Genomic DNA, 24,537 nt, shown 5'->3' with positions numbered 1-24,537 from the left:
ATATTAATTTTTCACTCATTTATTAAATAACATGAACAAACAACAAGCTTTTACTTTAATTGAACTGATGGTTACCGTGGCAATCGTGGGTATTTTTGCAAGTATCGCTTATCCCAGCTATCAGGATAGCGTCATGAAATCGCGTCGAGCGGATGCGAAAGGGGCGTTACTGGGGTTCGCTAATGCAATGGAGCGCCATTTCACAGAAACGAACAGTTATTTAGGAGCTGGTACGACTGACGGTAATACCGGAAGTCCAACTATTTTCTCGGTCACCAGTCCGGTAGATGGGGGCACACCGTATTATAATTTGACTATTAATGCTGTGACTGCCAGCAGCTACACCTTGAATGCGGCGCCAACCGGCGCTCAGTCCAATGATAAATGCGGCACGCTATCATTAACGCAAACCGGAGCTAGAGGTATTTCAACCGCTCTTCCCGTGACTGACTGTTGGTGATTTCCAGCATAGGTTCATTGCACTTTTTGAATAATCAGCATCTCAAGCGCTTTTCTTGATAGTAAAAAAACTTAATTTACTAAGATTCTTTTTAACCGCGGCTCTGGTCGGCAAAGTAAAAATCACCGTTACTTTTAAACCGCCAAATTCGGATTCATCCAAGACAAGCTCGGCGTCATGTATTGTTGCAATGCGCTGAACAATTGAAAAGCCCAGGCCGGTACCCTGTACTTTATTGGCGGTTTCAACGCAACGATGGAATCGTTTTAGCGAGTTTTCATATTGATCCGGCGATATGCCAGGTCCCGAGTCCTCAATACATAGCCGTAATTGATGTTCGGTGCCTATCAGGCTAACCTTTACGGTCCCTTGAATCGGCGTATATTTGATCGCATTGTCGATAATGTTTCTAACCAGGATATTGATTAGCAAGGTATTTGCTACGATAGTTACCGCATTGACTTCATCGTACTCCATGTGAATCCCTTTTTTATGCGCCTCCGGATCGAGTTCCGCAATGATTCGCGGTACTTCACGGCTGAGCACGGTGGTTTCTTTGGCTAAATACTCAGTGCCGGATTCAATGCGTGAAAAGGTCAGTAGCTGTTGCACCATATAAGTCATGCGATTAACGGCTTGCTCGATTCGCTTGAGCGCTTGATGGCGGACCTTTTCGTCACCGGTGCGCATTGCAACCTGAGCCTGGGTGAGCAGTCCTGCCAACGGTGTTCTTAATTCGTGCGAGGCATCGGCGGTAAATCGGCGTTCATGTTCAAAGGCCTGCTCTAGCTGGGCAAACAAGTTGTTGATCTCATTGACCACCGGGATGATTTCTTTGGGCAGTTTTTTACTGGATAGCGGTTTAAGAAAACTGGCTTCCCGCCTGGACAAGGCTATTTCCAATCGATTGAGCGGCTTTAACGCATGTCCGACAATAATCCAGATAACGATGCCTAAAATCGGCAACCCGACCAGGAATTGCATCACCAATTGCGCCGATATTTCATCGGTTAATTCGGCGCGTATCTCTTCCTTTTGGCCGACATGAATAATATATTCATCATTTGAGCTGGAAATACTGAACACGTGCCACACATGTCCATCGATGTCGGTTTCGCTAAAACCATGCGTTGCAGAGGAAAAGGCGAAAGTGGGCGCACTTTCCGAACGCAGTAACAGTCCGTCATTTTTGGACCATAGCTGGAAAGCGACTTTTCTTTCGTATTTATGACCTAAAGCACTTGCTTCCAAAAGCCCGTCAAATACGTCCCATAATTGATCATCAATGTTTTTTTTGCTTAATACGTGCGCTTTGGATTCAGCCGAACTGCCGGAGCGCATCAACAAGTCGTCCTCTTTAGCCCAGAGTTGAAACGCGCTTTGCCTTTTATTTTTACGCCCGGTATAGGGATGTAACCGCTCATCGGTCTGTGTTTGCGCCCAATGTTTGGATAATGAACCTTCACGCACCAGACTTTCTACAAACACATGCAGCACTTTTGCCGATTGCGCCAATTCTGCGTCAAACAAACTGGCGACTTCGTCGCGGGTGACTTTGTAGCTCATATAGGCTGTTACTCCCCAGATCAACATGGATGCGGAAAGCAGGCTAAATAACAGCAGTTGGCGTAGCGAATAATTCATTAATTCTCGGTGGTGACTACTGGATGGTTAGAAAAATGGAATAGGGATGATGCGGGTTAGGTTGGTAAGTACTCTGATAAAAGGCACAAGACGAAAGGCGAAAGACAAAGGCAAAAAGTTGTTTTTTTGTCTTTCGCCTTTTTTATTCGCGTTCCATTATTAAAGTTAATCCTAATCTTCATCGATAATATAACCCACCCCCCTGACGGTGCGGATAATGGACGGGTCGAGTTTTTTCCTCAAGTGGTGAATATGAACTTCGACGGTGTTGCTCTCCACGTCCGAATCCCATGAATACAAGCTTTCTTCAAGCCGGGCGCGGGAAATGACCCGGCCGATATTGCTCATTAAAAAGCTCAATATTTCGAACTCTTTTTGCGATAGATCGACCTTTTCCTCGTTCCAGGTAACCTGATGCGAGGCCGGATCCAAAACAATGCCTTTATATTCAATATTAGGGGCGCTACGGCCTTCGTTTCTTCTCGCCAATGCTCTTAATCGTGCGCAAACTTCATCCAGTTCAAACGGTTTAATGACAAAATCATCGGCGCCGCTATCCAGGCCCAGTACGCGATCAGGAACGGTATCCTTAGCGGTCAAAACCATCACCGGCGTTTCATCCTTGCGCGCTCTTAACGCTTTCAAAATATCCAGGCCTTCCATATCCGGCAGGTTCAGGTCGAGCACGACCAGTTCGTAGCTGTTGAGTTTCAGCGCCTCGTCGGCCAGCTTGCCGTTGGTTAGCCAGTCAACGGCATAACCTTCCATTTTTAAGCCTTCAACCAGTCCATCGCCCAATATTTCGTCGTCTTCAACCAATAACAATCGCATATATTCTCGCTAAAATAGTTAGTTATCCACAAATAGGCCCAGCGTAACTCAGCAAAATTAAGTTCTACTTAAGTTTTTGAAAGCCGGCTAGCGTTTTATCTATCAAAGGCTCGCGTGTTAAACTGGCAAGTATTTTAAACCATATAGCAAAAAATCTCTTGTTGCCGCTTAGCCTTTATATTCACATTCCCTGGTGTATTCAAAAATGCCCTTATTGCGATTTTAATTCGCATGCGATTAAATCCGACACGCCTGAAACTGAATATATCGCCGCATTGCTGAATGATTTGGCCCTCGATATACAGCGGTATAGCATCACTAGACCGATAAGCAGTATTTTTATCGGCGGTGGTACGCCCAGTTTGTTTTCACCCGAATCGATTGAACGGTTATTACTGGGCATAGGCCAACAGCTGGAACTTAAAGAGGGTTTGGAAATCACCCTTGAAGCCAATCCCGGCACTTTCGAGAGTCATAAGTTTGCCGAATTCAGAGCGCTGGGTATCAACCGGTTGTCGATAGGCATACAAAGTTTTAACGATTCCTTACTAAAAAATCTGGGCCGGGTTCATTCCGCGCAGGAAGCTATTCGTGCAGCCGAGATTGCCCTCCAATCCGGTTTTGATAATTTCAACCTGGATTTAATGTTTGGTTTGCCGGGTGCCGATCCTGACAGCAGCAAAATAGATATAGAAACCGCTATTGACCTCAAGCCTAGGCATATTTCTTTTTACCAGCTAACGTTGGAACCTAATACGTGGTTTCATAAGTTTCCGCCCAAATTGCCCGATGATGAAACAATTTTCAGCACACAAAAACAGTGTCAGCAAATATTGGCGGAACACGGTTATCAGCAATATGAGATTTCTGCATACAGCAAACAAGGTTCGCAATGCCGACATAATGTAAACTATTGGCAATTCGGCGATTATTTGGGCATAGGCGCGGGCGCTCACGGGAAAATCACTCAAGAGCTACCGCATCGAATTATTCGCAGTTTTAAGCCTAAAAGCCCGGAAAAATATTTGATCGACTCTCACCAAAGCGGCGGAACAGAAGTTATTGATATGAGCGAGTTGCCTTTGGAATTTATCATGAACCATTTGCGTCTAAAGCAGGGGTTTACTCTGGAAGCTTATCAAGCTGCCACCGGGCTTGGGGTGGCTACGCTGGAACCTGCGTTATCCGATTGTGTGAAACAAAGCTTGCTTGTCCGACAATATAATCATTATTATTGCTCGGAACAAGGTTGGAACTTTCTGGATAATATTTTAGAGAAATTCATAGTTATTACTTAGCCGACAAAAATAGAACGCAGATGACGCAGATAATTATGATTAAATAAGATTTTTCTTAAATTATCTGTGTTTATTATATTCATCCGCGTCATCTGCGTTCCATTGTATTTAACGGTGTTGAGTGGTTACAATTTATTCCTTAATCCCCTGCAAACTCACTACTCATAATTCTCATGCTTGATTATCAAAAAGACTTTATTTCCTACGCCTTGGAGTGCGGAGTATTAAAATTCGGCGAGTTCCAGCTAAAGTCAGGCCGCACCAGTCCTTACTTTTTCAATACAGGTTTGTTCAATACCGGTGCTCAGCTTGGAAAGCTGGGGCAGTTTTATGCTCAGGCATTGATTCAATCCGGTCTTAAACCGGATATTCTTTACGGACCTGCTTATAAAGGCATCCCATTGGTCAGCGCAACATCGATTGCCTATGCCCAGCTAACTGGACAAGATATTCCTTTTGCTTTCAATCGTAAAGAAGCAAAAGATCATGGTGAAGGCGGTAGTCTGGTAGGTGCGTCGCTACAGGGTAAAGTACTCATTCTTGACGATGTGATTACTGCCGGCACTTCAGTCAGGGAATCCGTAGACATCATAAAAAATGCACATGCAACACCATCAGGCGTATTAATTGCTTTGGACAGACAGGAAAAAGGCCAAAATAATGTTTCGGCTATTCAGGAAGTTAAAGATCAATTTGCAATGCCGGTGATTGCTATCATCAGCTTGACAAATATCATTGAATATTTAACGGTTGATGCCGAGGTGGACGCATCTCTACTTGAAGCAATACAAGCCTATCAGCGTCTTTACGGTATTTAACGAATACATAAGTTTGGCTAAAAAATAAAATTGTCTTAAGCTAACAGTTCTTTGGATATAGACTACAATTACCCCAAAATTATCGTCACCCGACATTTCTACTAACTTAAATAAAATCATGTTAGCAACAAAAGGCCTGCCATGAGGAATATGGAATTTAAAGAGCAAATGCACGAATATTCGCAGTGGCGTGCAAAACTGGTTCAAGCTATAGAAATGTATCACCAATGGCGTAACCGCTATGGTATGAACGATCCACACAGTAACGAAACCATTTTAAATATTCTTAATGGCTTGCAATCGGACAAGATTACGCTGGCTTTTGTTGCTGAATTTTCGCGCGGTAAAACTGAATTGATCAATTCCCTGTTTTTTGCCGAAACAGGCGTCAGATTACTCCCGTCTTCACCAGGGCGTACCACCATGTCACCCACCGAACTTTTTCATGATGAAAAAGGCGGTAATTATATCCGTTTGCTTAATATTGAAAGCCGTCTTGAAGATATTTCTCTGTCTGAATTTAAAAAAAATCCAGACCGATGGACACAGATCGACTTAGACTGCGACTCGCCCACGCAAATGCAGGAAGCGTTTAAGGAACTGGTCGCCACCAAGTTGGTTGAGCGGGACGTGGCCGATAAACTGGGCTTGTGGAATGAGCGTGAGGCAGCGGAGCAAGGCATTATCAATCCGGAGAAAGTTGAAATTCCTTGCTGGCGTCATGCCTTAATCAGTTTTCCTCATCCGTTATTAATAGAAGGCTTATCGATATTGGATACTCCCGGCTTAAATGCTTTGGGAACCGAGCCGGAATTAACCTTAAGCATGCTACCCAGCGCTCAGGCTATTGTTTTTGTGCTCGCTGCCGATACTGGCGTTACCAAAAGCGACCTGGAAATGTGGCATAATCATGTTTGCCATAATCGCGGCGGTAGTAGACAAGGATTAGCCGTGGTGATGAATAAAATTGATGCTATGTGGGATGACCTTGCTGGCGAAAACGGCTATGATGATTCTATCCGCTCGCAAATAAAAACCTCGGCGACCACGTTAAAAATAGATGAGAGTGTCATTTTTCCTGTCTCTGCCAAACAAGCTTTGCTTGCTAAGGTTAAGGCGGATGAGGATTTGTTGGTAAAAAGTCGTCTGGCGGCATTAGAAAACTACCTTGCCAATGATATTTTAAAACAGCGTAAAAACATTCTTCTCGGAACCATTGCTCGCGACATCGGTTTTTTAGTTAATGAGTCATCCAATTTAACAAATGCTTCATTAGCCAATGCCGTTGCACAGCTTGACGAATTTAAAAAAATCGACTTTCAAAACCAGGATATGACTGGCAAATTGATGGCCGAAACACGGGATCGACAAAATCTTTATATGGCTAATGTCGAAAATTTCCAGGCCAGTCGCCGGGTTTTTGCTGTCCAAGCCCAGACGCTGATTGACTCATTTGCCAAAGAAAAAGTTGATGAAATCATCAAAACTACCAAACAGGATATGTCTAAGAGTCTGACAACTTACGGCATGAAGCAAAATATCCGAAAATTATTTGATGAATTACGGGATCTATTGCAGGATTCTGTTGATATTACCAATGAAACCCGGCGTCTGGTAAAAGCGATACACAAAAAATTTAAGGACGAGTACGGCTTTAAAGAGATCGAACCCCAGCTGTTTTCAATCAAACAATACCAGATTGAACTGGAACAGATTTTTGATGAAGGTGAAGCATTTCGTTCCAGTGCCAGAACCACGATGTCAGAACAAAGCATCGTCATCAACAAGCTTTACAGCACCTTGATTGCTAAGGCCAGAAACATACTCAGGCAAGCACATGCGGATGCGACAACCTGGAGTAATGGGGTTTTAACGCCATTGATGCATCAAATTAAGGATCATAAAAAACAAATTGAAGGCCGTCTGCAAATGCTGAGGAAAATTAATGAATCAAAAGGCAGCATTATTGAAAACATTGCCCACCTTGAAGCGGAATTGGAGCCGTTAAAACGGCAGCGCGACGAATTGGCTCTCATTATTAAAGACATGCAACTGGATGCAGAGAGTTAAGCGATATAAGATTCAAATTTTTCGAATTTTGAGCCTCTTTTCATTCTTTTCTGAAAATCAAATCCCATACGCCATGTCCCAAGCGTATGCCGCGCTGTTCAAACTTTGTTAATGGCCGGTATTCAGGCCGTTCGCAATAGTCGCCGGTATGGCTGGCATTGCTGATGCCGACGCCGCTCGACAGCACTTGTAACATGTTTTCTGCGTAGTTTTGCCAGTCTGTGGCTGCATGAAAATAGCCGCCCGGCTTTAATTTCCTGACTAATAATTCAACGAAACTGGAACGGACGATACGTCGCTTGTGATGCTTCTTCTTCGGCCACGGGTCGGGAAAAAATAAATGCACGCCAGCTAAGCTATTGTCGGCAATCTTGTGCTCGATAATATCAATAGCATCATGGCAATAAATTCTGACGTTGGTGAGGCCTTGCTGATCCAGCAGCAGCATTAAATGCCCAACACCCGGTCTATGCACTTCAATCCCGATATAATCGTTATCGGGATTAGCGGCAGCCATCTTTGCCAAACTGTCGCCGGTACCGAAGCCTATTTCAACAATCAACGGTGCAGTACGGCCGAAAACCTGGTTAAAATCATAGCCGGCATTAGGATCTAGGCAATACTTGTCCCAATGATTATCTAAAGCCAATTGTTGGCCTTGGGTGATTCGTCCTTGTCGACGGATAAAGCTACGGATTCTGTGCGGGGTATTTTTTTCGGGAGAGAGCATAAAAGATATTGACAGCAGGTTTGCAGCAAGTGCTTCAAACCTACACTAGTTAACTAAAAAACAAACCGTCTATTGGCGATGATGCAGAAGCAAAACGCTTGCGCGGCATACGTCCCGCTAAAAATGCTTCCCTGCCGGCTTCGATACCCTTGCGCATGGCTGAGGCCATCAATATCGGATTTTTAGCGGCGGCAATCGCTGTATTCATCAAGACCCCGTCACAACCCAGCTCCATCGCAATTGCTGCATCAGAAGCCGTACCGACACCGGCATCGACCAAAATTGGTACGGTGGCATTTTCAACTATAGTTAAAATATTATAGGGATTGCGCACACCCAAACCCGAACCGATCGGCGCGGCCAGCGGCATTACTGCCACACAACCGATATCTTCCAGTCTTTTGGCGGCAATCGGATCATCATTCGTGTATACCATCACATCAAAGCCGTCTTTAACCAGCAGTTCAGCGGCTACATAAGTTTCTGCCACGTCAGGAAATAAGGTAAGTTGATCAGCCAGCACTTCCAACTTGACCAGCTTACGGCCGCCGAGCAACTCCCGGCCCAAACGACAGGTTCTTACCGCATCTTCCGCGGTATAACAACCGGCGGTATTAGGCAGGATGGTATATTTATCCGGCGAAATGACATCAAGTAAATTAGGCTCGCCGGGATTCTGACCGATATTGGTACGGCGGATCGCTACCGTCACAATTTGTGCGCCGCTGGCCTCAATAGCCAGACGTGTTTCTTCCAGATCCTTATATTTTCCCGTGCCGACCAGCAATCTTGAATGATACTTGACTCCGGCAAGCAAAAAAGAATCATCTTGCCCGCCGCCAATCGCGTGGACAATTTCCAAACGATCCCCGGTCTGTAAGACCTGAGCATCATATTGCTGGAATGGTAAAATTTCCTTATTCAATTCAATTGCAATTTTTTTGCCGGTCAGTCCCAAGTCGGCAACGATATCGGCAACCCGGCTGTTCTCGGCGCAGTCACGGGTCTCGCCGTTAACATAGATTATCATTTGCTTAAACTCCGGTTGGTGTCCACGGTTCTGCGTTTTTGCACCGCTAGCGCCAACTCTCTTAACAACGGGACGGTATCATCCCAAGATAAACAGGCATCGGTAATGCTTTGGCCATAGACTAACGGCTGCCCGTCAACAACCTTTTGACTGCCCGCCCTAAGATGGCTCTCGATCATCACGCCCATAATCCGATGGTCGCCATTGGTGATTTGTCTGGCGACATCATCACCGACTATCAATTGCCGCTGGCATTGTTTCAAGCTATTAGCATGACTAAAGTCAATCATGATATTCGGCTTTAGCTTTGCATTTACCAAGCCTTCAGCGACTTGCTCTACACTGACTGCATCATAGTTAGGGCGATCATTGCCGCCTCTTAAAATAATATGTACATCTTCATTTCCGGTGGTTGAAAAAATAGCCGAATGACCGGCTTTGTTCAGAGAGATGAAGTGGTGTGGGCTCATTGCCGCACCTATCGCATCAATGGCGATTTTTATAGTGCCATCGGTAGAGTTTTTAAAGCCGATAGGACAAGACACGCCCGAAGCCAATTCACGGTGTCCCTGACTTTCGGTAGTTCTGGCGCCAATCGCGCCCCACGCGATCAGGTCGGAAACATATTGCGGTGTAATTAAATCCAGATACTCGGTTGCGGCCGGAACGCCCGCCTCATTTATATCCAATAACAACTGTCTGGCAATGCGCAGACCTTTGTTGATATTAAAGCTGGAATCCAGGTCGGGGTCGTTAATCAGTCCTTTCCAGCCTACCGTAGTTCGCGGTTTTTCAAAATAGACTCGCATCACGATCACAAGATCTTCTTCCAGCTCGTCTTTAACCACTTTCAAAAGCCGGGCATATTCATGCGCAGCTATCGGGTCATGAATGGAGCATGGACCTACCACCACGACTAAACGATCATCCAGGCCGGTCAGTATTTTGTGTATGTCCTGTCGAGCTAGTGAAGTCGTTTGCGCCGCAGCCTCGCTAATCGGCATTTCAGTGTGAACCTGAGCAGGCGGAATGACTTCTGTCGTCTCGCATATTCTCAAGTCATCGGTGTTATATTTTGTTTGCATGAAAGCTATCAACCCATTGCGGGATTATTATCAGAATTTATTATTTTAACCGATTTTAAACTGCTTTTGTTAGTTCTTGCCGCGGATTGTCCATCTATCCGGTTAAGACAAAAGAATCGTAGAATAGACTTTAATAGAAAGAAAAAGCCAGAAGCCATCACAATGAAAGTTATCTGTTTAGTTCCGAAATAAAGGCCGAAACGTTTTGCTTTAACTTATATTAGCTACTTTGGAGAATTAAGATCAGCGATAAGAATTTCGGCCGGAGCTGCCATCGGTATGATGGCAGCTCCAGAACATAATATTTATCGTTAATCTCTTACAGGCGGCGGAGCCAGCACGACTCTTGAACCGTTGCTTTCCGCAGGGCTGACAACGCCGGCCGCTTCCATGGTTTCAATCATGGTTGCTGCACGGTTGTAGCCGACTTTAAAGCGTCTTTGTACACTCGATATTGAAGCTTTGCGAGTTTCTGTGACAAATTGCACCGCTTCATCATACAAGGCATCGCTTTCGGCATCGCCATTGCCATTGCTGCCACCACTCATGCTATAGCCATCACCGGAATCGGACGGTTCGCGGGTAATGTCTTCCAGATAATCAGGCGGTGCGGTTTGTTTTAAAAATTCAACCACCCGATGCACTTCATGGTCATCGACAAAAGCGCCATGAGCGCGTACCGGAATGCTAGTGCCTGAGGGCAAAAACAGCATGTCGCCGTTGCCCAGCAGAGTTTCGGCGCCGCCTTGGTCGAGAATGGTGCGCGAGTCGATGCGTGATGAAACCTGAAATGAAATCCGGGTTGGCACGTTGGCTTTGATCAGGCCGGTTAATACGTCAACCGATGGACGTTGCGTGGCCAAGATCAAATGAATGCCGGCCGCTCGGGCTTTTTGCGCCAGGCGGGCAATCAGTTCTTCAACTTTTTTACCGACAATCATCATCATGTCGGCTAGTTCGTCGATAACAATGACAATGCTGGGTAGAGTGCTTAAGGTGGGATACTCTTCCCCTTCTTCCAGCGGGTTGATCATTTGAAACATAGGGTCTCTAATTGTTTCGCCTCTTTCGGTCGCGTCGTTTATCAACTGATTAAATCCGGCAAGGTTTCTGACGCCCATTTTGGACATTAGTTTGTAACGCCTTTCCATTTCGGCAACTGCCCAGCGTAGCGCGTTGCTGGCTTCCTTCATATCGGTTACGACGGGGGTCAATAAATGCGGGATGCCTTCATAGACCGATAATTCCAGCATTTTGGGGTCGATCATGATCAATCGCACCTGCTCCGGCGTCGCTTTATAAAGTAGGCTAAGTATCATGGTGTTAATGGCGACCGATTTACCGGAACCTGTGGTGCCGGCAACCAGGGCATGGGGCATTTTGCCAAGATCGGCAACCATCGGCGTGCCGGAGATGTCCTTACCCATAGCCAGGGTCAGCAGTGATTTGGACTTTTCAAAAGGTGCCGACACCAGTAGTTCGCGCAGGGTTACCATTTCCCGTTCCCTGTTGGGGATTTCAAGACCGACTACGGATTTGCCGGGAATAATTTCTACAATACGAACGCTGGTGACTGACAAGGCTCTAGCCAAGTCTTTGGATAGCGTGCTGATGCGACTGACTTTAACGCCGGCAGCAGGTTGTAATTCAAAACGGGTGATAACAGGGCCAGGATGAAAGCCAACCACGGAGACGACGACATTAAAATCGGCCAGAATATCTTCCACTAAGCGCGACATTTCTTCCAAATCGGTTTGCGAATAGCCTATAACGCGAGTATCGCGATGATCCAGCAACTCCAGCGAAGGTAAGACGCCTTTACTGGCATCGTATTTAATAGTCGGCTGTTTTTTGGAAGGAGGGCTGTTTTTGACAGGTTTTTCTATCGGCTTTTCGATAATGGCTATGGCTTTTGCGCTGGTTTTTCTCTTTAGTTCGGATTTTTCCAGATTTCCGGTCGGCATCTGGCTGCGCTTGACCGAGTGATCCTGTAACAAGCCCAGGACGCTACTGCACAAAACTCGGCAGATAACTACCGTACATTTACCGATGGCATCTATCAACCCTATCCATGATAGCCCGGTAACCAAGGTAACTCCGGCCAATAAAACCATTAACAAGAATAATGTCGCGCCTGAGTTACCGAATACTACCAGCAACGCATTGCCGGTTTCCTGGCCTAAAATACCGCCGGTATTGCTGGGCAGTTCAATTCCTATTCTTAGTAGATACAAATTTAATAATGCCGACCCGGAAATAATGGTTGCTATAGATCCTAGCCATTGTAGCGCGATAATCATTTTTTCGCGGCCTTGTCTGCCCTGAGTGTAGATCAGATAACCTTGCCAGAAGATAATGACCGGAAACAGGTAAGCGACCAAACCAAAACAGCTGAGCATGAAATCAGCGATCCAAGCACCAAAAACGCCGCAAGCATTAGAGACTGTTTGCACGGATCCGCTATGCGTCCAGCCCGCGTCCTCGTTACTAAACGTGATCAGTGAAATTAAAAAAAATAATGCGCTTGCAATAAAGCCTAATAAAGCAACTTCACGCAAGCCGCGAAAGGTCTTTTCTTCCATTACAGCAGCCATATTCAACAACTCGTTACATAAATTACTCATAAAACATGATTATAGATCAATAATAAGATGTTTCACATTAATAATCCTCCAATAAACTTCAATGCGCATTTTGGCGATAATTCGTTGACTATGCCGATAAAACTGTTTACGAAACATGCTTTCATCTTCATAATTAATTTTTTGTCTTTCGCTGCAAAGGGTTTTTTAATGAGTAATTCCAAACATTGCCGTCTTTTGATTCTAGGTTCCGGTCCCGCCGGTTATACAGCAGCAATTTACGCCGCACGAGCCAACATGAATCCGGTCATCATTACAGGAATGCAGCAAGGCGGTCAGTTAACCACGACGACCGAGGTGGATAACTGGCCCGGCGATATTGAAGGCTTACAAGGGCCTGCCCTGATGGAAAGAATGCTTAAACATGCCGAGCGCTTCAATACTGAGATAATTTTCGATCATATTCATACCGTCGACTTGTCTGCCCGCCCATTCACATTGACTGGCGATTCCGGCACTTATACCTGTGATGCATTGATTATTGCAACCGGCGCTTCAGCGCGTTATTTGGGCCTGGAATCCGAGGAAGCTTTCAAAGGCAAGGGGGTTTCGGCTTGCGCTACCTGCGACGGTTTTTTCTATAAAAACAAACCCGTTGCCGTTATTGGCGGCGGCAATACGGCTGTTGAAGAGGCGCTTTATTTAGCTAATATCGCCTCAAAGGTCATAGTCGTGCATCGTCGCGACAAATTTCGTTCCGAAAAAATTCTCTCCGATAAGCTGATTGAGAAATCACAAAACGGCAATGTCATCATCGAATGGAATCATCAACTGGATGAAGTATTGGGTGACGACATGGGCGTTACAGGCCTTAGAATTAAAAATGTTCAGGATGGCTCAACCAAAGAGCTGGATGTACACGGCGTATTCATAGCCATCGGTCACACGCCCAATACAGGTATTTTTGAGGGTCAACTGGATATGGAGCACGGCTACATCAAAGTCAAAAGCGGTATACACGGAAACGCCACTGCAACCAGTGTTGAAGGCGTATTTGCGGCAGGAGATGTGATGGACTCCGTTTATAAACAGGCCATTACTTCAGCGGGCGTTGGCTGTATGGCGGCTCTGGATGCAGAAAAATTTCTTGATGAACTAACTGGTTGAGTTGCAGTTTCAGCTTATAAAATAGACGGCCATAGACATTTTAAGTTAAGCCAGACTTATGCGCCTGATTATTCTTGACCCGAATAACCCGGAGCAAGATTTTCCGCTGGTGAATAAAGCCCTTCGAGAGCCGGACGGCTTGCTTGCAGTCGGTGGCTGTTTGTCCCAGCATCGGCTGTTGAATGCTTATCGGCACGGAATATTCCCTTGGTATAACCCAGGCGAACCTATATTGTGGTGGTCGCCGGATCCCCGCTTGGTTTTATTTCCTGATAAATTGATTATTTCCCGCAGTTTGCGTAAAACCCTACATAAAAATATTTTTTCGGTAACCTTTGATCAAGCTTTTAATGAAGTTATTGCTGCTTGTGCGGATCGCCGCAAAGATGCTACCGGCACCTGGATAACAGCAGAAATTTATGCGGCTTATAATCAATTGCACCAAGCAGGGTTTGCTCACTCGGTTGAAACTTGGCTTGGTGATGAATTGGTTGGTGGATTGTATGGTGTTGCGCTGGGGCAGGTTTTTTTTGGCGAATCCATGTTTCACATCAGAACCGATGCCTCTAAAGTGGCCTTCGTTACCCTGGTTAATCAGCTTAAGTTATGGGGGTATCAGCTGATAGATTGTCAAGTGCAGACAAAACATTTGGAAAGTTTTGGTGCTCAGGAAATTGACCGCAACTATTTTATAAAGTTACTTGATCAATATTGTGAAGCTCCTGTCAAGCCGTTTGCTTGGCAAACCCAATAACTGCCGTTTGGTTAAATGTAGCTCCTTTTTTATTAACTGCGCTGCATACGATAAATTGTGAGACCGATGTTTGCCTGTTGCGTAAAGTATTTAAAGGCATCAAAATCTTCTTTAGTTAATGGTTGGCTGCTAAGTCCACGATCAGTATAAATTAAACCGATTGGCGTTTTATTGGAAAAGATAGGCATCATAAAACATTCATTTTTTCCAATCGCGTTAATATCCCGGAGTGTATACAATTTTTCATTATCCGAGGGCTTAGCCCAAAATGCATGAGTACCGGCTAGGGCATGAAAAAAAAGATTGGGCGGCGTTTCCGAGAGATTGAAAATGACCTTGTCTTCATATATTTCTTTGCGCCACCCCAAAGACAACTTTTCTCGAAGAGACTGTTTATCGGTAGCTAACAGAGAAAAAATAGTTCGATCCATGCCGATACCGCGATGAATTCCCTCAAGCACCGTTTCCAGCAATAGATTAATATCAACTTGGTCGCTTATTATTGATGTTATATCCTGTGAAATCTGAAATTGTAATTGTTTTTTGTCGATAATTGGCGAGAGTTCTTCAATATCAACAGTCTGATTTAAATGGCTTTGAATGAGCATGGCAGCGTCAGTGGCTCCAAATTGACAAGCAATATCAGACGCAGTGCTCGTATTAATTTTAAGTTTTTCCTTTATAACTTGTTTAGATTGTTTGGTAAGAACTTCAATTTTTCTGATACAAGTTTCGTATTTTTTTGAACCGATACCCTCTTTTAATGCCTCAGTAATTTCATAGCCTAAATGAACCAAACCTGCTCTGGAATTTTTGGACAATGCATTTGGCTTGATCGATTCTTCAACCAAGCTGCCTAATTTCCAAGCCTTACTTAAAGAAGCTCCCAGTTCTGTCAATTTAAAACCTAAAACTTTTTTCTCTGCTTCTTCACGCGTGCAATCGCCTTTGCTTACCAGATTTTGAATGCTCTCTCCTTGTTCACCGCAAAAGCACCAAAAAGAAATACTGCCGATGTGGTTAAGCAACGTGGCAATAAAAACCTCCTCTGGCGATTTATCGTTTGTCGCCATCGCTATCGACTTGGCGTGTACTGCGGCATGAATAGCTTGGGCTATTTCTTCGTTGGCTTGTTGTTTGTTGATTGACGATAAAATTGATTCAAAAAACGAGCAAACCAACGTTAATTCACGAATAACCTCCGAACCAAGCATAATAATGGCTCGGGATACGGTAACCATTTTCTGACGGGATGGATTGTAATGGGGAGTGTTACTGATTTTTAATAATTTAACTGTCAGATTGGGGTCTTGCAAAATAACAGATGCCAATTCCATGGCACCTTTTCTATCATCGTTCAAAATATCATGGATACATAACGCAGTATTGGAAAAAATAGGCATTTCTTCATTGCACAACACATGAGTCCATTCATTAAGAGAATGGGGTCCCTCTATAATTTTGGGGGAAATTACTTCCATGTCCATTTCGATTAAATGAAGGTCTAGAGGGTCGTTCTTCGATGACATTTAGTTTTTTACCTTTAATAACTTGATTTAACCTAACCCTTGCCAAAGCAAATATTTACTCATGATGACAAAAAATAATTTTTATTGTTTTCATGATGAGATGTTTGCGGACGGTTGTTGTTTTAAATAATTTTTTAAGAAATCTTTCCAGGTCACGATGCCAAGAATAATCTTGTCATCGTTAATGACAGGCAGACAGGATATATCGGCATCCAACATTTTTTGTACGGCAATATTGCAATCGGTTGCAGGTGTCACAGTATCAACTTGGCGTGACATAATCTGATGAGCCCGCTTTGTTAATGTTTCTTTATCGCGCAAGGTTTCTGCGGCTGTATGAATATAGGGGCTCAAAGCTTTTAATAAATCTCGATCCGAAATAACGCCGATAAAGGTTTTGTCTGAATCATCTTCAACCAGCAGATGATGAAAATAGACGTGATCAAAAATTTCTTTGATCAACAACAGTTCGGTATCCATGTTAACCGTAACCGGATTGGCGGTCATGATATCAGCGACTTTCATAATATGGAGCACCTCGTTTTCAAGCGGATATTTTACAATAACATGTCAGTAAATATAGCTGTTTTTACGGTGGCGTCCGATTATTTATGACTGATAAATTCCATGTTTCAAACGATTCTTTAAGCACCGCTTCTGGACGGCCGCCGAAACATAAGGGGCAACTTTTTACCCGAAATGATTTTAATTTATAAGATGGAATAATTAAGTTAAGGCTATTCTTTTCGTTCGACAATTTCAAAATCATCAAAACTATTGCAGCGAACTACAAGAATGTTGCTCAGCCTTTAAAAAGATACTTTGGGCTATACCCGACAAGGTTCTATGCAGGTTCTTATCCGAGATATTGTCATTACGTGGTCACGTAAATTCGTTTATTTTAGTGTTACTGCAACATAACGCATGGTTTTATATGTTTTTACAAAGTTTTTAGGTTAAAATAGCGGACTTTCGAAGCTGGACGAGTGAGCAGCGATGGTGACTCAAATAAATGCACCTCACTCGGCTTTGAGCTGCCTCCATGTATCCGACGCATTTTATTTAATCTGATGGCTACCGCTACCGCGGTCTTAGGTTGCGACTGGGGTATGTAGCCCACTGCCCCGGTACGAGCCTTTGATAAGTATTGATAATTTGAATGCTTATGTAAAGAGGTCACCAAAAAAGTTTTTTATGCCCAACTTTAGAGTGAAAACATGACAGATTTATCGCATTACAGAAACATTGGTATCTTCGCGCACGTCGATGCCGGTAAAACAACGACTACCGAGCGGATTTTAAAACTCACCGGTAAAATCCACAAAATCGGTGAAGTGCACGATGGTGCGGCAACCACAGACTTCATGGAGCAGGAGCAAGAGCGCGGTATCACCATTCAGTCCGCTGCGACTACCTGTTTCTGGAAAGACCATCGCTTTAATATTATCGACACCCCAGGGCACGTTGATTTTACTATTGAAGTTTATCGCTCATTGAAAGTTCTTGATGGCGGTATCGGTGTTTTCTGCGGCTCAGGCGGCGTAGAACCCCAATCGGAAACTAACTGGCGTTATGCCAACGATTCTGAAGTATCCCGTGTTATCTATATCAACAAACTGGATCGCATCGGCGCTGATTTCTATCGCGTGGTTAAGCAAGTTGAAGAAGTACTCGGCGCGGTGCCATTGGTTATGACCTTACCTATTGGAACAGAAGACCAATTCTCCGGCGTAGTCGACCTGCTGACTCGCAAAGCCTGGATATGGGATGACTCAGGCGATCCAATGAACTACGAAATCAAGGATATTCCTGCTGGTATGGAAGCGGATGTCGAGAAATGGCGCGAAAAATTGATCGACCAAGTTGCCGATCAGTATGATGATGTCATGGAAAAATATCTTGAAGGCGAAGAGCCCGATATTGATACCATCAAGCGTTGTGTTCGCAAGGGTACAATTAACTTGGATTTCTTCCCGACTTACTGCGGTTCGTCTTTCAAAAATAAAGGCGTACAGTTGGTACTTGATGCTGTTATCGATTACCTACCTAGTCCAACAGAAGTTAAACCACAGCCTGAAGTTGATTTGGAAGGTAATGCAACAGGCAGCTTTGCTGTCGTTGATGCCGACAAACCGCTACGCGCGTTGGCATTTAAGATTATGGATGACCGCTTTGGCGCGTTAACGTTCTTGCGTATCTACTCCGGCAAATTGGAAAAAGGCACGTCGGTGCTGAATACTTTCACCGGCAAAACCGAACGTATTGGCCGTATCGTGGAAATGCATGCCGATGCCCGTAATGAACTTGATTCAGCTCAAGCAGGTGACATTGTTGCCGTATTGGGTATGAAGAATGTACAAACCGGTCACACGCTGTGTGATCCAAAATTCCCTGCAACATTGGAACCGATGGTCTTCCCTGATCCCGTTATCTCACTGGCGATTTCACCGAAAGACAAAGCGGCTTCCGAAAAAATGGGTATCGCGCTGGGTAAAATGATTCAGGAAGATCCGTCTTTCCACGTTGAGACCGATGAAGACAGTGGCGAAACCATCCTTAAAGGTATGGGCGAGCTGCATCTTGATATTAAAGTCGATATCTTGAAACGTACTCACGGCGTTGATGTTATCGTCGGTAAACCTCAAGTGGCCTACCGCGAAACCATTACCAAATCGGTTGAAGACGAATACACCCACAAGAAGCAATCAGGTGGTTCAGGTCAATACGGCAAGATCAACTACATTATCGAGCCAGGCGAGCCAGGCAGCGGTTTTGTATTTGAATCAGCGGTGACCGGCGGTAACGTACCGCGCGAATACTGGCCTGCGGTTGAAAAAGGCTTTAAGAGCATGTTGGATAAAGGCGTTTTGGCCGGATTCCCTTGCCTGGACTTTAAAGTTATCTTAACCGACGGTGCTTTCCATGCGGTTGACTCTTCTGCTATTGCGTTCGAAATTGCTGCGAAAGCGGCTTTCCGTCAGTCGATTCCAAAAGCAGGACCGCAACTGATCGAACCGATCATGAAAGTTGATACTTTTACGCCGGCTGATCATGTGGGCGACGTTATCGGTGACCTTAATCGTCGCCGCGGCATGATTAAATCCCAAGATGCGGGCGTAACAGGCGTTCGTATCAAGTCTGATGTACCGCTGAGCGAAATGTTCGGTTACATTGGTGACTTACGTACCATGACCTCTGGTCGCGGACAGTTCTCTATGGAATTCTCGCACTATTTACCGTGCCCGAAAAACGTAGCGGAAGAAGTTATCAAAGAAGTGAACGAACGCAACAAAAAGAAGTAAGATATTAAAAAGGTACGCCGGGCAGCTTGTCTGCCTGGCTACGCCCTCATACGCATCCTACCCTTGTTCACGTAGTAAATCAGCAGATTCGTTCTTTCAAGCTGATAACTTTTTTTGTCGTTTTATGCCGAGACGCAGCCCTGTTTTTCAGTACAGCTTTAAAACGCGTTTATTTTCTTCCCGATAAAAAAGGGACAAACACAACCGGCTCGAGCTTTTCAACTTCATAACTGTTTTCCGTACGCGTTATTCTCTGTAATTGCTGGCTACCACCATTGCCGACCGGGATTATCATCACGCCTCCGACAGCCATTTGCTGCAACAGCATTACCGGTACTTCGGGCGGTGCGGCAGCAACTAATATTCCATCATAGGGCGCATGATCAGGCCATCCCCAGCCACCATCACTGTGCAAAAAACTGACATTTTTAAGTTTGAGGCCCCAGAGGCGATCTTTGGCTTTTTTCTGCAACGGCGCGATTCTTTCTACGGAATAGACATGATCGACCAGCTGCGCCAAAATTGCTGTTTGGTAGCCGCAGCCTGTACCTATTTCCAACACTTTGGTTAATCGATCTGACGACGCCAGCAGCAGCTCTGTCATTTTGGCGACTATATAAGGCTGGGAAATTGTTTGATTGTAACCGATAGGCAGCGCGGTATCTTCATAAGCCCGGCTTGCCAAGGCCTCATCCATAAAAATATGTCTGGGTGTGTTGCGCATCACATCCAGGATCTTATTGCTGCTGATGCCCTGGTCCATCAGCCGATTAATCATGCGCTCACGAGTGCGCAAGGAGGTCATGCCTATTCCTTGCAGACTTTGAATCATAAAACATACTCCTTGGGTAACCATGCCTTTAGATCATTGATCCGGTCATACCGAGTTAAATCCACTTGTAACGGTGTAACCGACACGAAACCTGCATTAATGGCATAAAAGTCAGTTCCGGGGCCTGCATCCTGTTCCGCGCCTGGTGGGCCTACCCAGTAAATAATACGTCCGCGAGGATCTTCGCTCTTAATGACCGGCTCAGATTTATGCCGTTGTCCCAGCCGGGTTGCCTGATAGCCTTTTAAATCTTTAATAGAGACATCCGGTACATTGACATTAAGAATAGTATCTTGCGGCAAAGGATTATTAATCAATTGCCGCATCAATGTCACCGCAACCTGTGCAGCGGTTTCAAAATGGCTTGGATTATTGCCCACCAACGAAATAGCGACAGCGGGTAAACCTAAAAAACGGCCTTCGGTTGCCGCTGCAACAGTACCTGAATAAAGCACATCATCACCTAAATTGGAGCCATGATTAACCCCTGCAAAAACCATATCGGGCTCACTTTTCAGTAAACCGGTTATTGCCAAATGCACGCAATCGGTGGGTGTACCGTCGACTTTAATAAAGCCATTATCCGCCTCGTAAGCGCGTAACGGCATTTCCAGTGTTAAAGAATTACTCGCTGCACTGCGATTTCTATCCGGAGCCACTACCGATATTTCGGCATATGGACTCAACGCACTGGCTAATGCATTGAGTCCTTCAGCCAAGTACCCGTCATCATTACTTAACAAAATATGCATTATCAATCGCCTTGAAGCGGATTAGTCTATAAAATCAAACATATTAGCAACAATACACAACAAAATCAGCTTTCGTGACAAAAAAAAATCTCCCTCCAGAAGACAGCGAGTTATTTCGTCAAACTATCGGTAAAGTAAATGCCGTAAAAAACGATAAAGTGCTATTAACATTAGGTAACAAGTCCAAGCCCTATCCTAAATTACAGCCCCTTAACATGGAGGAGCATTTAATCGAAGCGACTGAATTTGATAATGAAAAACTGGGCATTGAAGACTCATTAAGCTTTTTGGCTCAGGGACTACAGCACAATATTTTAAAGAAACTGCGCAAAGGACAGTTTGGACTGGACGCGGAAATCGATTTACACGGGCTGAATAGCAATGAAGCCAAACGGCAACTGCTGCATTTTCTGCATGACTGCGTGCAAGATGGCTGCCGCTGCGTACATATTGTACACGGCAAAGGCTATCGTTCGGCCGACAACCATCCTGTACTTAAAAACAATCTCAATTTATGGCTAAGACAACATAAAGACATTCAGGCTTTTTGTTCCGCACCGCCTAAAGACGGCGGGACAGGGGCCGTTTTTGTGTTGTTGCGGCGGTCCGAAAAATATGATGGATAGGTTTGCTTAAAAAGCATTGCTACTCCTTAACCCTTTCCACATCAAACACTGTACCGCGAATCGCGATGACTTTTACCTTGGTGCTAATGTCGCAATCTTCACCGTGAACTTTCCAAATTGAATCGTCGACTTTTATTTTTCCTTCGCCATTTTCAATCGGTTTGTACAAGCTAAAGACTCTGCCGATGTATTGAGCGCCTCGTTTATTTAATAAGGGATGGTCTGTCGTTATCGGATGCTTTTTGCCGTAAAGCTTCCATAAGGTGATAAAAACAACGGACAGAACGGAAAAAATCGATACCTGCAATTCTATGCTGAGCGCAGGCATTAGTAATAGCAGGCATCCGGTTACAAAGCCTGAGGCGGCCATCCACAGAAAGAAAAAACCGGGAGCCAGCAGTTCGACTACCAGCAGGATAAGGGCTAGTACCCACCAGTTCCAAAAAACAATCTCTAGTTCAGCCATATCAGCTCTTTTTAGTCATCGCTTCTTTAGCAAGTTCGCTAATACCGCCCAAGGCTCCAATTACACTCGATGAATCCAGCGGCATAAAAACCAGTTTACTGTTGTTAGCTATGCCAATATCTTTTAACGCTTCAATGTACTTTTGCGCGACAAAATAGTTGATGGCCTGGACGTCGCCTTTGCCGATTGCTTCCGAAACCATTAATGTCGCCCTGGCTTCGGCTTGAGCCAAACGTTCACGGGCATCGGCATCGCGGTAAGAAGCTTCTTTACGGCCTTCCGCTTCCAGAATGGCCGCCTGCTGTGCACCTTCCGCACGTAAAATCTCGGATTGCCTTAAACCTTCGGCTTCCAGAATGGACGCGCGTTTCAAGCGCTCGGCTTTCATTTGCCTGCCCATGGCTTCTACCAAATCTTTGGGCGGAGCGATGTCTTTTATTTCAATACGGGTAACTTTGATGCCCCACGGTGTTGTGGCATCGTCGACGACGGACAGCAGTTTTGCATTGATGTCATCCCGGCGCGATAGCAATTCGTCCAGGTCCATTGAACCCATCACAGTACGGATATTAGTCATTACCAAGTTCAGAATGGCCCAGCCCAACTGGCTGACTTCATAAGCGGCTTTGGCGGCGTCCATGACCTGATAAAAAATGACCCCGTCTACAGTAACCATGGCATTATCTTTGGTGATGACTTCCTGTGACGGCACGTCCATCACCTGTTCCATCATAATCATTTTTTTGCCGATGCGGTCAATAATCGGCACGATAATATTCAAGCCGGGCGTCAATGTATTAGTATATTTACCGAAGCGTTCAACCGTATATTCCATGCCTTGTGGAACCGATTTGACGCTCATAAATACTATCAACACAGCAAAAATCAATAATGCTAAAACAAAACCGCCCATAGAACTCTCCTGATTTTATATAAAAAAACTCTACAGATGAGAGCTTTTTTGACACGAAATGTGTCAATTTATAATTGTTTATTGCGGGCCGCTGAAAAATCAATGTTGAACAATTCAGGCCCCGATAAAGTAAAACCGTTAAAATAACACCGCGGCATGTTGCAAATAACCGCTCAACTAATAATAATATAAATCTATCTAAATGTAAGTTAACGAGTAATTATAATGCTGACAACCATCGCTTTTCACACAGGGCTCTGGACCCTGCTTTTTTTTATAGTTGGGATGATTAAACCCAAATGGCCTTTATTCTTTTTGGAAAAACCGAATAGATTTTTAATTCTGGTTATATCGACCGTCTTGTTTATGATTACCGCCACGCTTTTTGGGGAAGGCAACCGGCAAAAAGCTTTAGAGGAAAAGGCTAGTAAAGAAATTATTTTGAAAAACTTGAATCCATCTTCTGCACCCGTTCCAACTCCTGTTCCTGTCCCTGTCCCTGATATTTCCCCGACTAAACCGAATTCTACGCAGAAGTAAGGCTGTTTCGCGTTTGGCAAACCGCCAAATTTTATAAATAAGAATGAGGGGCGGGACTCATAGAGCACGAACTGAATCCGCCCTATAGCCCACAATTGTGATAAAAATTGCCGGGACAACAGGCGTGATAACATTACTCAAAGCGCTTGTCGCACAAACTCTGGGCTTGACATTTACAATCACGCTGACATGGATGTCTCCAGCATTGTTTCATGGCGCGTTGCGTTTGGCATTGGCACAAGGCATAGCAGCCGCCTTGTGCAGCGGCTTTTTATGCCAGCCTTATTGGTGGTTTCCCATCCATTTACTGTTTCTGCCCACGGCAATCGCCATGCACACCTTGCAGTTGCCTTCCTGGCTATATCTGCTGACCGTGCTGCTGCTGGCACTGGTGTTCTGGGGTACGGTTAAGGGCGATGTGCCGCTATTTTTGTCCTCGGCTATCGTAGCAGATGCTGTAGCAGCCATTATTAAGCGGGAAAATGCCGGGGTGTTCGCCGATCTTGGCGCCGGAGTCGGATCAGTGGCAGTGCCGCTGGCTCAGCATCGATCCCTGATAGTCGATGCATGGGAACATGCGCCGCTGCCGTGGCTCATCACCGTCTGGCGCTGCCGCAGACTGTCGAATGCGACCGTAAAACGCGCCAGCTTATGGGGCTGCGTTCTTACCCGTTATGATGTGGTGTTTGCCTTTCTTTCCCCTGCGGTTATGGCGGAATTGGGCGAGAAAGCCAGGCGTGAAATGCGCCCCGGCAGCTTGTTCATCTCTTCATCCTTTCCGATACCGGATTGGGAGCCGGAATCGATCGTACAGATTGAAGATCGGCTCAGGACGAAACTTTTTTGCTACCGGGTATAGTTTTCGTAACTACTCAGCAGTCAAAATAGAACGCTGATGACGCTGATTGCTTATGATTTAATAACTGGTGTTACGGCACAGATGATATTTCTCCCGTTTGCCGCACCGAGCACCGGAGCTTTTGTCGAGAACAGCCCGTGAGGGGTGCGGCAGGGAGGCCGCACGTCAGCAGAGGGGCAGGAGCCCCTTCTGCTGACCCTCGACAAAAGCGAGGAGCACAGGAACAAAGCGGCAACCGGGTCGCCTTTT

22 protein-coding genes are annotated in these 24,537 nt (G+C 45.1%); 10 read left to right on the top strand and 12 right to left on the bottom strand.

Annotated elements, in window-relative coordinates; genetic code table 11:
• Positions 1-31: 31 nt before the first annotated feature.
• Positions 32-460 carry a type IV pilin protein gene (locus tag EPO18_RS10145; RefSeq protein ID WP_292433248.1) on the top strand — a complete coding sequence of 143 codons (429 nt, stop codon included), beginning with the start codon at positions 32-34 and terminating at the stop codon, positions 458-460.
• Between the two features lie 42 nt (positions 461-502).
• On the opposite strand, the gene EPO18_RS10140 is transcribed toward EPO18_RS10145, so the two are convergent.
• Entirely contained in the window at positions 503-2,104 is a 1,602-nt protein-coding gene (locus tag EPO18_RS10140) for an ATP-binding protein (RefSeq protein ID WP_292433247.1), read from the bottom strand.
• Positions 2,105-2,275: 171 nt separating this feature from the next.
• Positions 2,276-2,935 carry a response regulator gene (locus EPO18_RS10135; protein ID WP_292433246.1) on the bottom strand — a complete coding sequence of 220 codons (660 nt, stop codon included), beginning with the start codon at positions 2,933-2,935 and terminating at the stop codon, positions 2,276-2,278.
• A 158-nt stretch (positions 2,936-3,093) separates the two neighbouring features.
• Between EPO18_RS10135 and hemW the strand changes: the two genes are divergently transcribed.
• The 3 genes from hemW (at position 3,094) to EPO18_RS10120 (ending at position 7,121) form a co-directional block, all read left to right on the top strand.
• The gene (hemW, locus tag EPO18_RS10130) at positions 3,094-4,233 is read left to right on the top strand and encodes a radical SAM family heme chaperone HemW (RefSeq protein WP_292433245.1); all 1,140 of its coding nucleotides are present in this window, start codon (positions 3,094-3,096) and stop codon (positions 4,231-4,233) included.
• Positions 4,234-4,406: 173 nt separating this feature from the next.
• Complete coding sequence (gene pyrE, locus EPO18_RS10125; protein ID WP_292433244.1) at positions 4,407-5,051, top strand: orotate phosphoribosyltransferase; 645 nt, start codon at positions 4,407-4,409, stop codon at positions 5,049-5,051.
• A 141-nt stretch (positions 5,052-5,192) separates the two neighbouring features.
• Positions 5,193-7,121, top strand: coding sequence for a dynamin family protein (locus EPO18_RS10120; protein ID WP_292433243.1), 1,929 nt, complete (start codon positions 5,193-5,195; stop codon positions 7,119-7,121).
• A 40-nt stretch (positions 7,122-7,161) separates the two neighbouring features.
• Here EPO18_RS10120 and trmB read toward each other — a convergent pair whose 3' ends face one another.
• The 4 genes from trmB to EPO18_RS10100 all read right to left on the bottom strand — a co-directional run bounded on the left by trmB (position 7,162) and on the right by EPO18_RS10100 (position 12,560).
• Entirely contained in the window at positions 7,162-7,851 is a 690-nt protein-coding gene (trmB, locus tag EPO18_RS10115; protein ID WP_292433242.1) for a tRNA (guanosine(46)-N7)-methyltransferase TrmB, read from the bottom strand.
• Between the two features lie 49 nt (positions 7,852-7,900).
• The gene (gene thiS / locus EPO18_RS10110; RefSeq protein ID WP_292433241.1) at positions 7,901-8,881 is read right to left on the bottom strand and encodes a sulfur carrier protein ThiS; all 981 of its coding nucleotides are present in this window, start codon (positions 8,879-8,881) and stop codon (positions 7,901-7,903) included.
• On the bottom strand, positions 8,878-9,966 hold the full coding sequence (locus EPO18_RS10105; RefSeq protein WP_292433240.1) for a 3-deoxy-7-phosphoheptulonate synthase: 1,089 nt from the start codon (positions 9,964-9,966) through the stop codon (positions 8,878-8,880). Before EPO18_RS10105 ends, thiS begins: the two co-directional genes overlap by 4 nt.
• 311 nt (positions 9,967-10,277) lie before the next feature.
• Positions 10,278-12,560: a DNA translocase FtsK gene (locus EPO18_RS10100; protein ID WP_472850887.1), complete on the bottom strand. Its 2,283-nt coding sequence runs from the start codon at positions 12,558-12,560 to the stop codon at positions 10,278-10,280.
• A 198-nt stretch (positions 12,561-12,758) separates the two neighbouring features.
• Here EPO18_RS10100 and trxB point away from each other — a divergent pair, with 198 nt between their 5' ends.
• Positions 12,759-13,715 carry a thioredoxin-disulfide reductase gene (gene trxB, locus EPO18_RS10095; protein WP_292433239.1) on the top strand — a complete coding sequence of 319 codons (957 nt, stop codon included), beginning with the start codon at positions 12,759-12,761 and terminating at the stop codon, positions 13,713-13,715.
• Between the two features lie 58 nt (positions 13,716-13,773).
• Positions 13,774-14,469: a leucyl/phenylalanyl-tRNA--protein transferase gene (gene aat / locus EPO18_RS10090; protein ID WP_292433238.1), complete on the top strand. Its 696-nt coding sequence runs from the start codon at positions 13,774-13,776 to the stop codon at positions 14,467-14,469.
• A gap of 32 nt (positions 14,470-14,501) precedes the next feature.
• Here the strand turns inward: aat and EPO18_RS10085 are convergent, their stop codons facing one another.
• Both EPO18_RS10085 and EPO18_RS10080 read right to left on the bottom strand, forming a co-directional pair.
• Complete coding sequence (locus EPO18_RS10085) at positions 14,502-15,998, bottom strand: HDOD domain-containing protein (protein WP_292433237.1); 1,497 nt, start codon at positions 15,996-15,998, stop codon at positions 14,502-14,504.
• A gap of 90 nt (positions 15,999-16,088) precedes the next feature.
• A complete protein-coding gene (locus EPO18_RS10080) occupies positions 16,089-16,523 on the bottom strand; it encodes a CBS domain-containing protein (protein ID WP_292433236.1) in 435 nt (144 codons plus the stop codon).
• Positions 16,524-17,215: 692 nt separating this feature from the next.
• Here EPO18_RS10080 and fusA point away from each other — a divergent pair.
• The gene (gene fusA / locus EPO18_RS10075) at positions 17,216-19,300 is read left to right on the top strand and encodes an elongation factor G (RefSeq protein WP_292433235.1); all 2,085 of its coding nucleotides are present in this window, start codon (positions 17,216-17,218) and stop codon (positions 19,298-19,300) included.
• Between the two features lie 169 nt (positions 19,301-19,469).
• Here the strand turns inward: fusA and EPO18_RS10070 are convergent, their stop codons facing one another.
• Positions 19,470-20,132: a protein-L-isoaspartate(D-aspartate) O-methyltransferase gene (locus EPO18_RS10070; RefSeq protein WP_292433234.1), complete on the bottom strand. Its 663-nt coding sequence runs from the start codon at positions 20,130-20,132 to the stop codon at positions 19,470-19,472.
• Positions 20,129-20,884, bottom strand: a complete 756-nt coding sequence (surE, locus tag EPO18_RS10065; protein ID WP_292433233.1) for a 5'/3'-nucleotidase SurE — start codon at positions 20,882-20,884, stop codon at positions 20,129-20,131. The genes EPO18_RS10070 and surE overlap by 4 nt, the downstream gene beginning before the upstream one ends.
• A gap of 74 nt (positions 20,885-20,958) precedes the next feature.
• Between surE and EPO18_RS10060 the strand changes: the two genes are divergently transcribed.
• Positions 20,959-21,510, top strand: coding sequence for a Smr/MutS family protein (locus tag EPO18_RS10060; protein ID WP_292433232.1), 552 nt, complete (start codon positions 20,959-20,961; stop codon positions 21,508-21,510).
• A 19-nt stretch (positions 21,511-21,529) separates the two neighbouring features.
• Here the strand turns inward: EPO18_RS10060 and EPO18_RS10055 are convergent, their stop codons facing one another.
• Together EPO18_RS10055 and EPO18_RS10050 are read right to left on the bottom strand one after the other, a co-directional pair.
• On the bottom strand, positions 21,530-21,976 hold the full coding sequence (locus EPO18_RS10055) for an NfeD family protein (RefSeq protein ID WP_292433231.1): 447 nt from the start codon (positions 21,974-21,976) through the stop codon (positions 21,530-21,532).
• A 1-nt stretch (position 21,977) separates the two neighbouring features.
• Positions 21,978-22,889 carry an SPFH domain-containing protein gene (locus tag EPO18_RS10050; RefSeq protein ID WP_292433230.1) on the bottom strand — a complete coding sequence of 304 codons (912 nt, stop codon included), beginning with the start codon at positions 22,887-22,889 and terminating at the stop codon, positions 21,978-21,980.
• Between the two features lie 225 nt (positions 22,890-23,114).
• Here EPO18_RS10050 and EPO18_RS10045 point away from each other — a divergent pair, with 225 nt between their 5' ends.
• On the top strand, positions 23,115-23,429 hold the full coding sequence (locus EPO18_RS10045; RefSeq protein WP_292433229.1) for a hypothetical protein: 315 nt from the start codon (positions 23,115-23,117) through the stop codon (positions 23,427-23,429).
• Positions 23,430-23,553: 124 nt separating this feature from the next.
• The gene (locus tag EPO18_RS10040; RefSeq protein ID WP_292433228.1) at positions 23,554-24,288 is read left to right on the top strand and encodes a hypothetical protein; all 735 of its coding nucleotides are present in this window, start codon (positions 23,554-23,556) and stop codon (positions 24,286-24,288) included.
• Positions 24,289-24,537 lie beyond the last annotated feature (249 nt).

It is taken from the genome of Methylobacter sp., assembly GCF_004322395.1.
Taxonomy (GTDB): Bacteria; Pseudomonadota; Gammaproteobacteria; order Methylococcales; family Methylomonadaceae; genus Methylobacter_A.
The sequence above is the reverse complement of the archived record's forward strand: the minus strand, read 5'-3'. Positions and strand labels throughout refer to the sequence as shown.

Coding starts and splice junctions, on each gene's coding strand:
- EPO18_RS10145 (WP_292433248.1), top strand. CDS start 32: ATGAACAAACAACAAGCTTTTACTTTAATTGAACTGATGGTTACCGTG.
- EPO18_RS10140 (WP_292433247.1), bottom strand. CDS start 2,104: ATGAATTATTCGCTACGCCAACTGCTGTTATTTAGCCTGCTTTCCGCA.
- EPO18_RS10135 (WP_292433246.1), bottom strand. CDS start 2,935: ATGCGATTGTTATTGGTTGAAGACGACGAAATATTGGGCGATGGACTG.
- pyrE (WP_292433244.1), top strand. CDS start 4,407: ATGCTTGATTATCAAAAAGACTTTATTTCCTACGCCTTGGAGTGCGGA.
- EPO18_RS10120 (WP_292433243.1), top strand. CDS start 5,193: ATGAGGAATATGGAATTTAAAGAGCAAATGCACGAATATTCGCAGTGG.
- trmB (WP_292433242.1), bottom strand. CDS start 7,851: ATGCTCTCTCCCGAAAAAAATACCCCGCACAGAATCCGTAGCTTTATC.
- thiS (WP_292433241.1), bottom strand. CDS start 8,881: ATGATAATCTATGTTAACGGCGAGACCCGTGACTGCGCCGAGAACAGC.
- EPO18_RS10105 (WP_292433240.1), bottom strand. CDS start 9,966: ATGCAAACAAAATATAACACCGATGACTTGAGAATATGCGAGACGACA.
- EPO18_RS10100 (WP_472850887.1), bottom strand. CDS start 12,560: ATGGCTGCTGTAATGGAAGAAAAGACCTTTCGCGGCTTGCGTGAAGTT.
- trxB (WP_292433239.1), top strand. CDS start 12,759: ATGAGTAATTCCAAACATTGCCGTCTTTTGATTCTAGGTTCCGGTCCC.
- aat (WP_292433238.1), top strand. CDS start 13,774: ATGCGCCTGATTATTCTTGACCCGAATAACCCGGAGCAAGATTTTCCG.
- EPO18_RS10085 (WP_292433237.1), bottom strand. CDS start 15,998: ATGTCATCGAAGAACGACCCTCTAGACCTTCATTTAATCGAAATGGAC.
- EPO18_RS10080 (WP_292433236.1), bottom strand. CDS start 16,523: ATGAAAGTCGCTGATATCATGACCGCCAATCCGGTTACGGTTAACATG.
- fusA (WP_292433235.1), top strand. CDS start 17,216: ATGACAGATTTATCGCATTACAGAAACATTGGTATCTTCGCGCACGTC.
- EPO18_RS10070 (WP_292433234.1), bottom strand. CDS start 20,132: ATGATTCAAAGTCTGCAAGGAATAGGCATGACCTCCTTGCGCACTCGT.
- surE (WP_292433233.1), bottom strand. CDS start 20,884: ATGCATATTTTGTTAAGTAATGATGACGGGTACTTGGCTGAAGGACTC.
- EPO18_RS10055 (WP_292433231.1), bottom strand. CDS start 21,976: ATGGCTGAACTAGAGATTGTTTTTTGGAACTGGTGGGTACTAGCCCTT.
- EPO18_RS10050 (WP_292433230.1), bottom strand. CDS start 22,889: ATGGGCGGTTTTGTTTTAGCATTATTGATTTTTGCTGTGTTGATAGTA.
- EPO18_RS10045 (WP_292433229.1), top strand. CDS start 23,115: ATGCTGACAACCATCGCTTTTCACACAGGGCTCTGGACCCTGCTTTTT.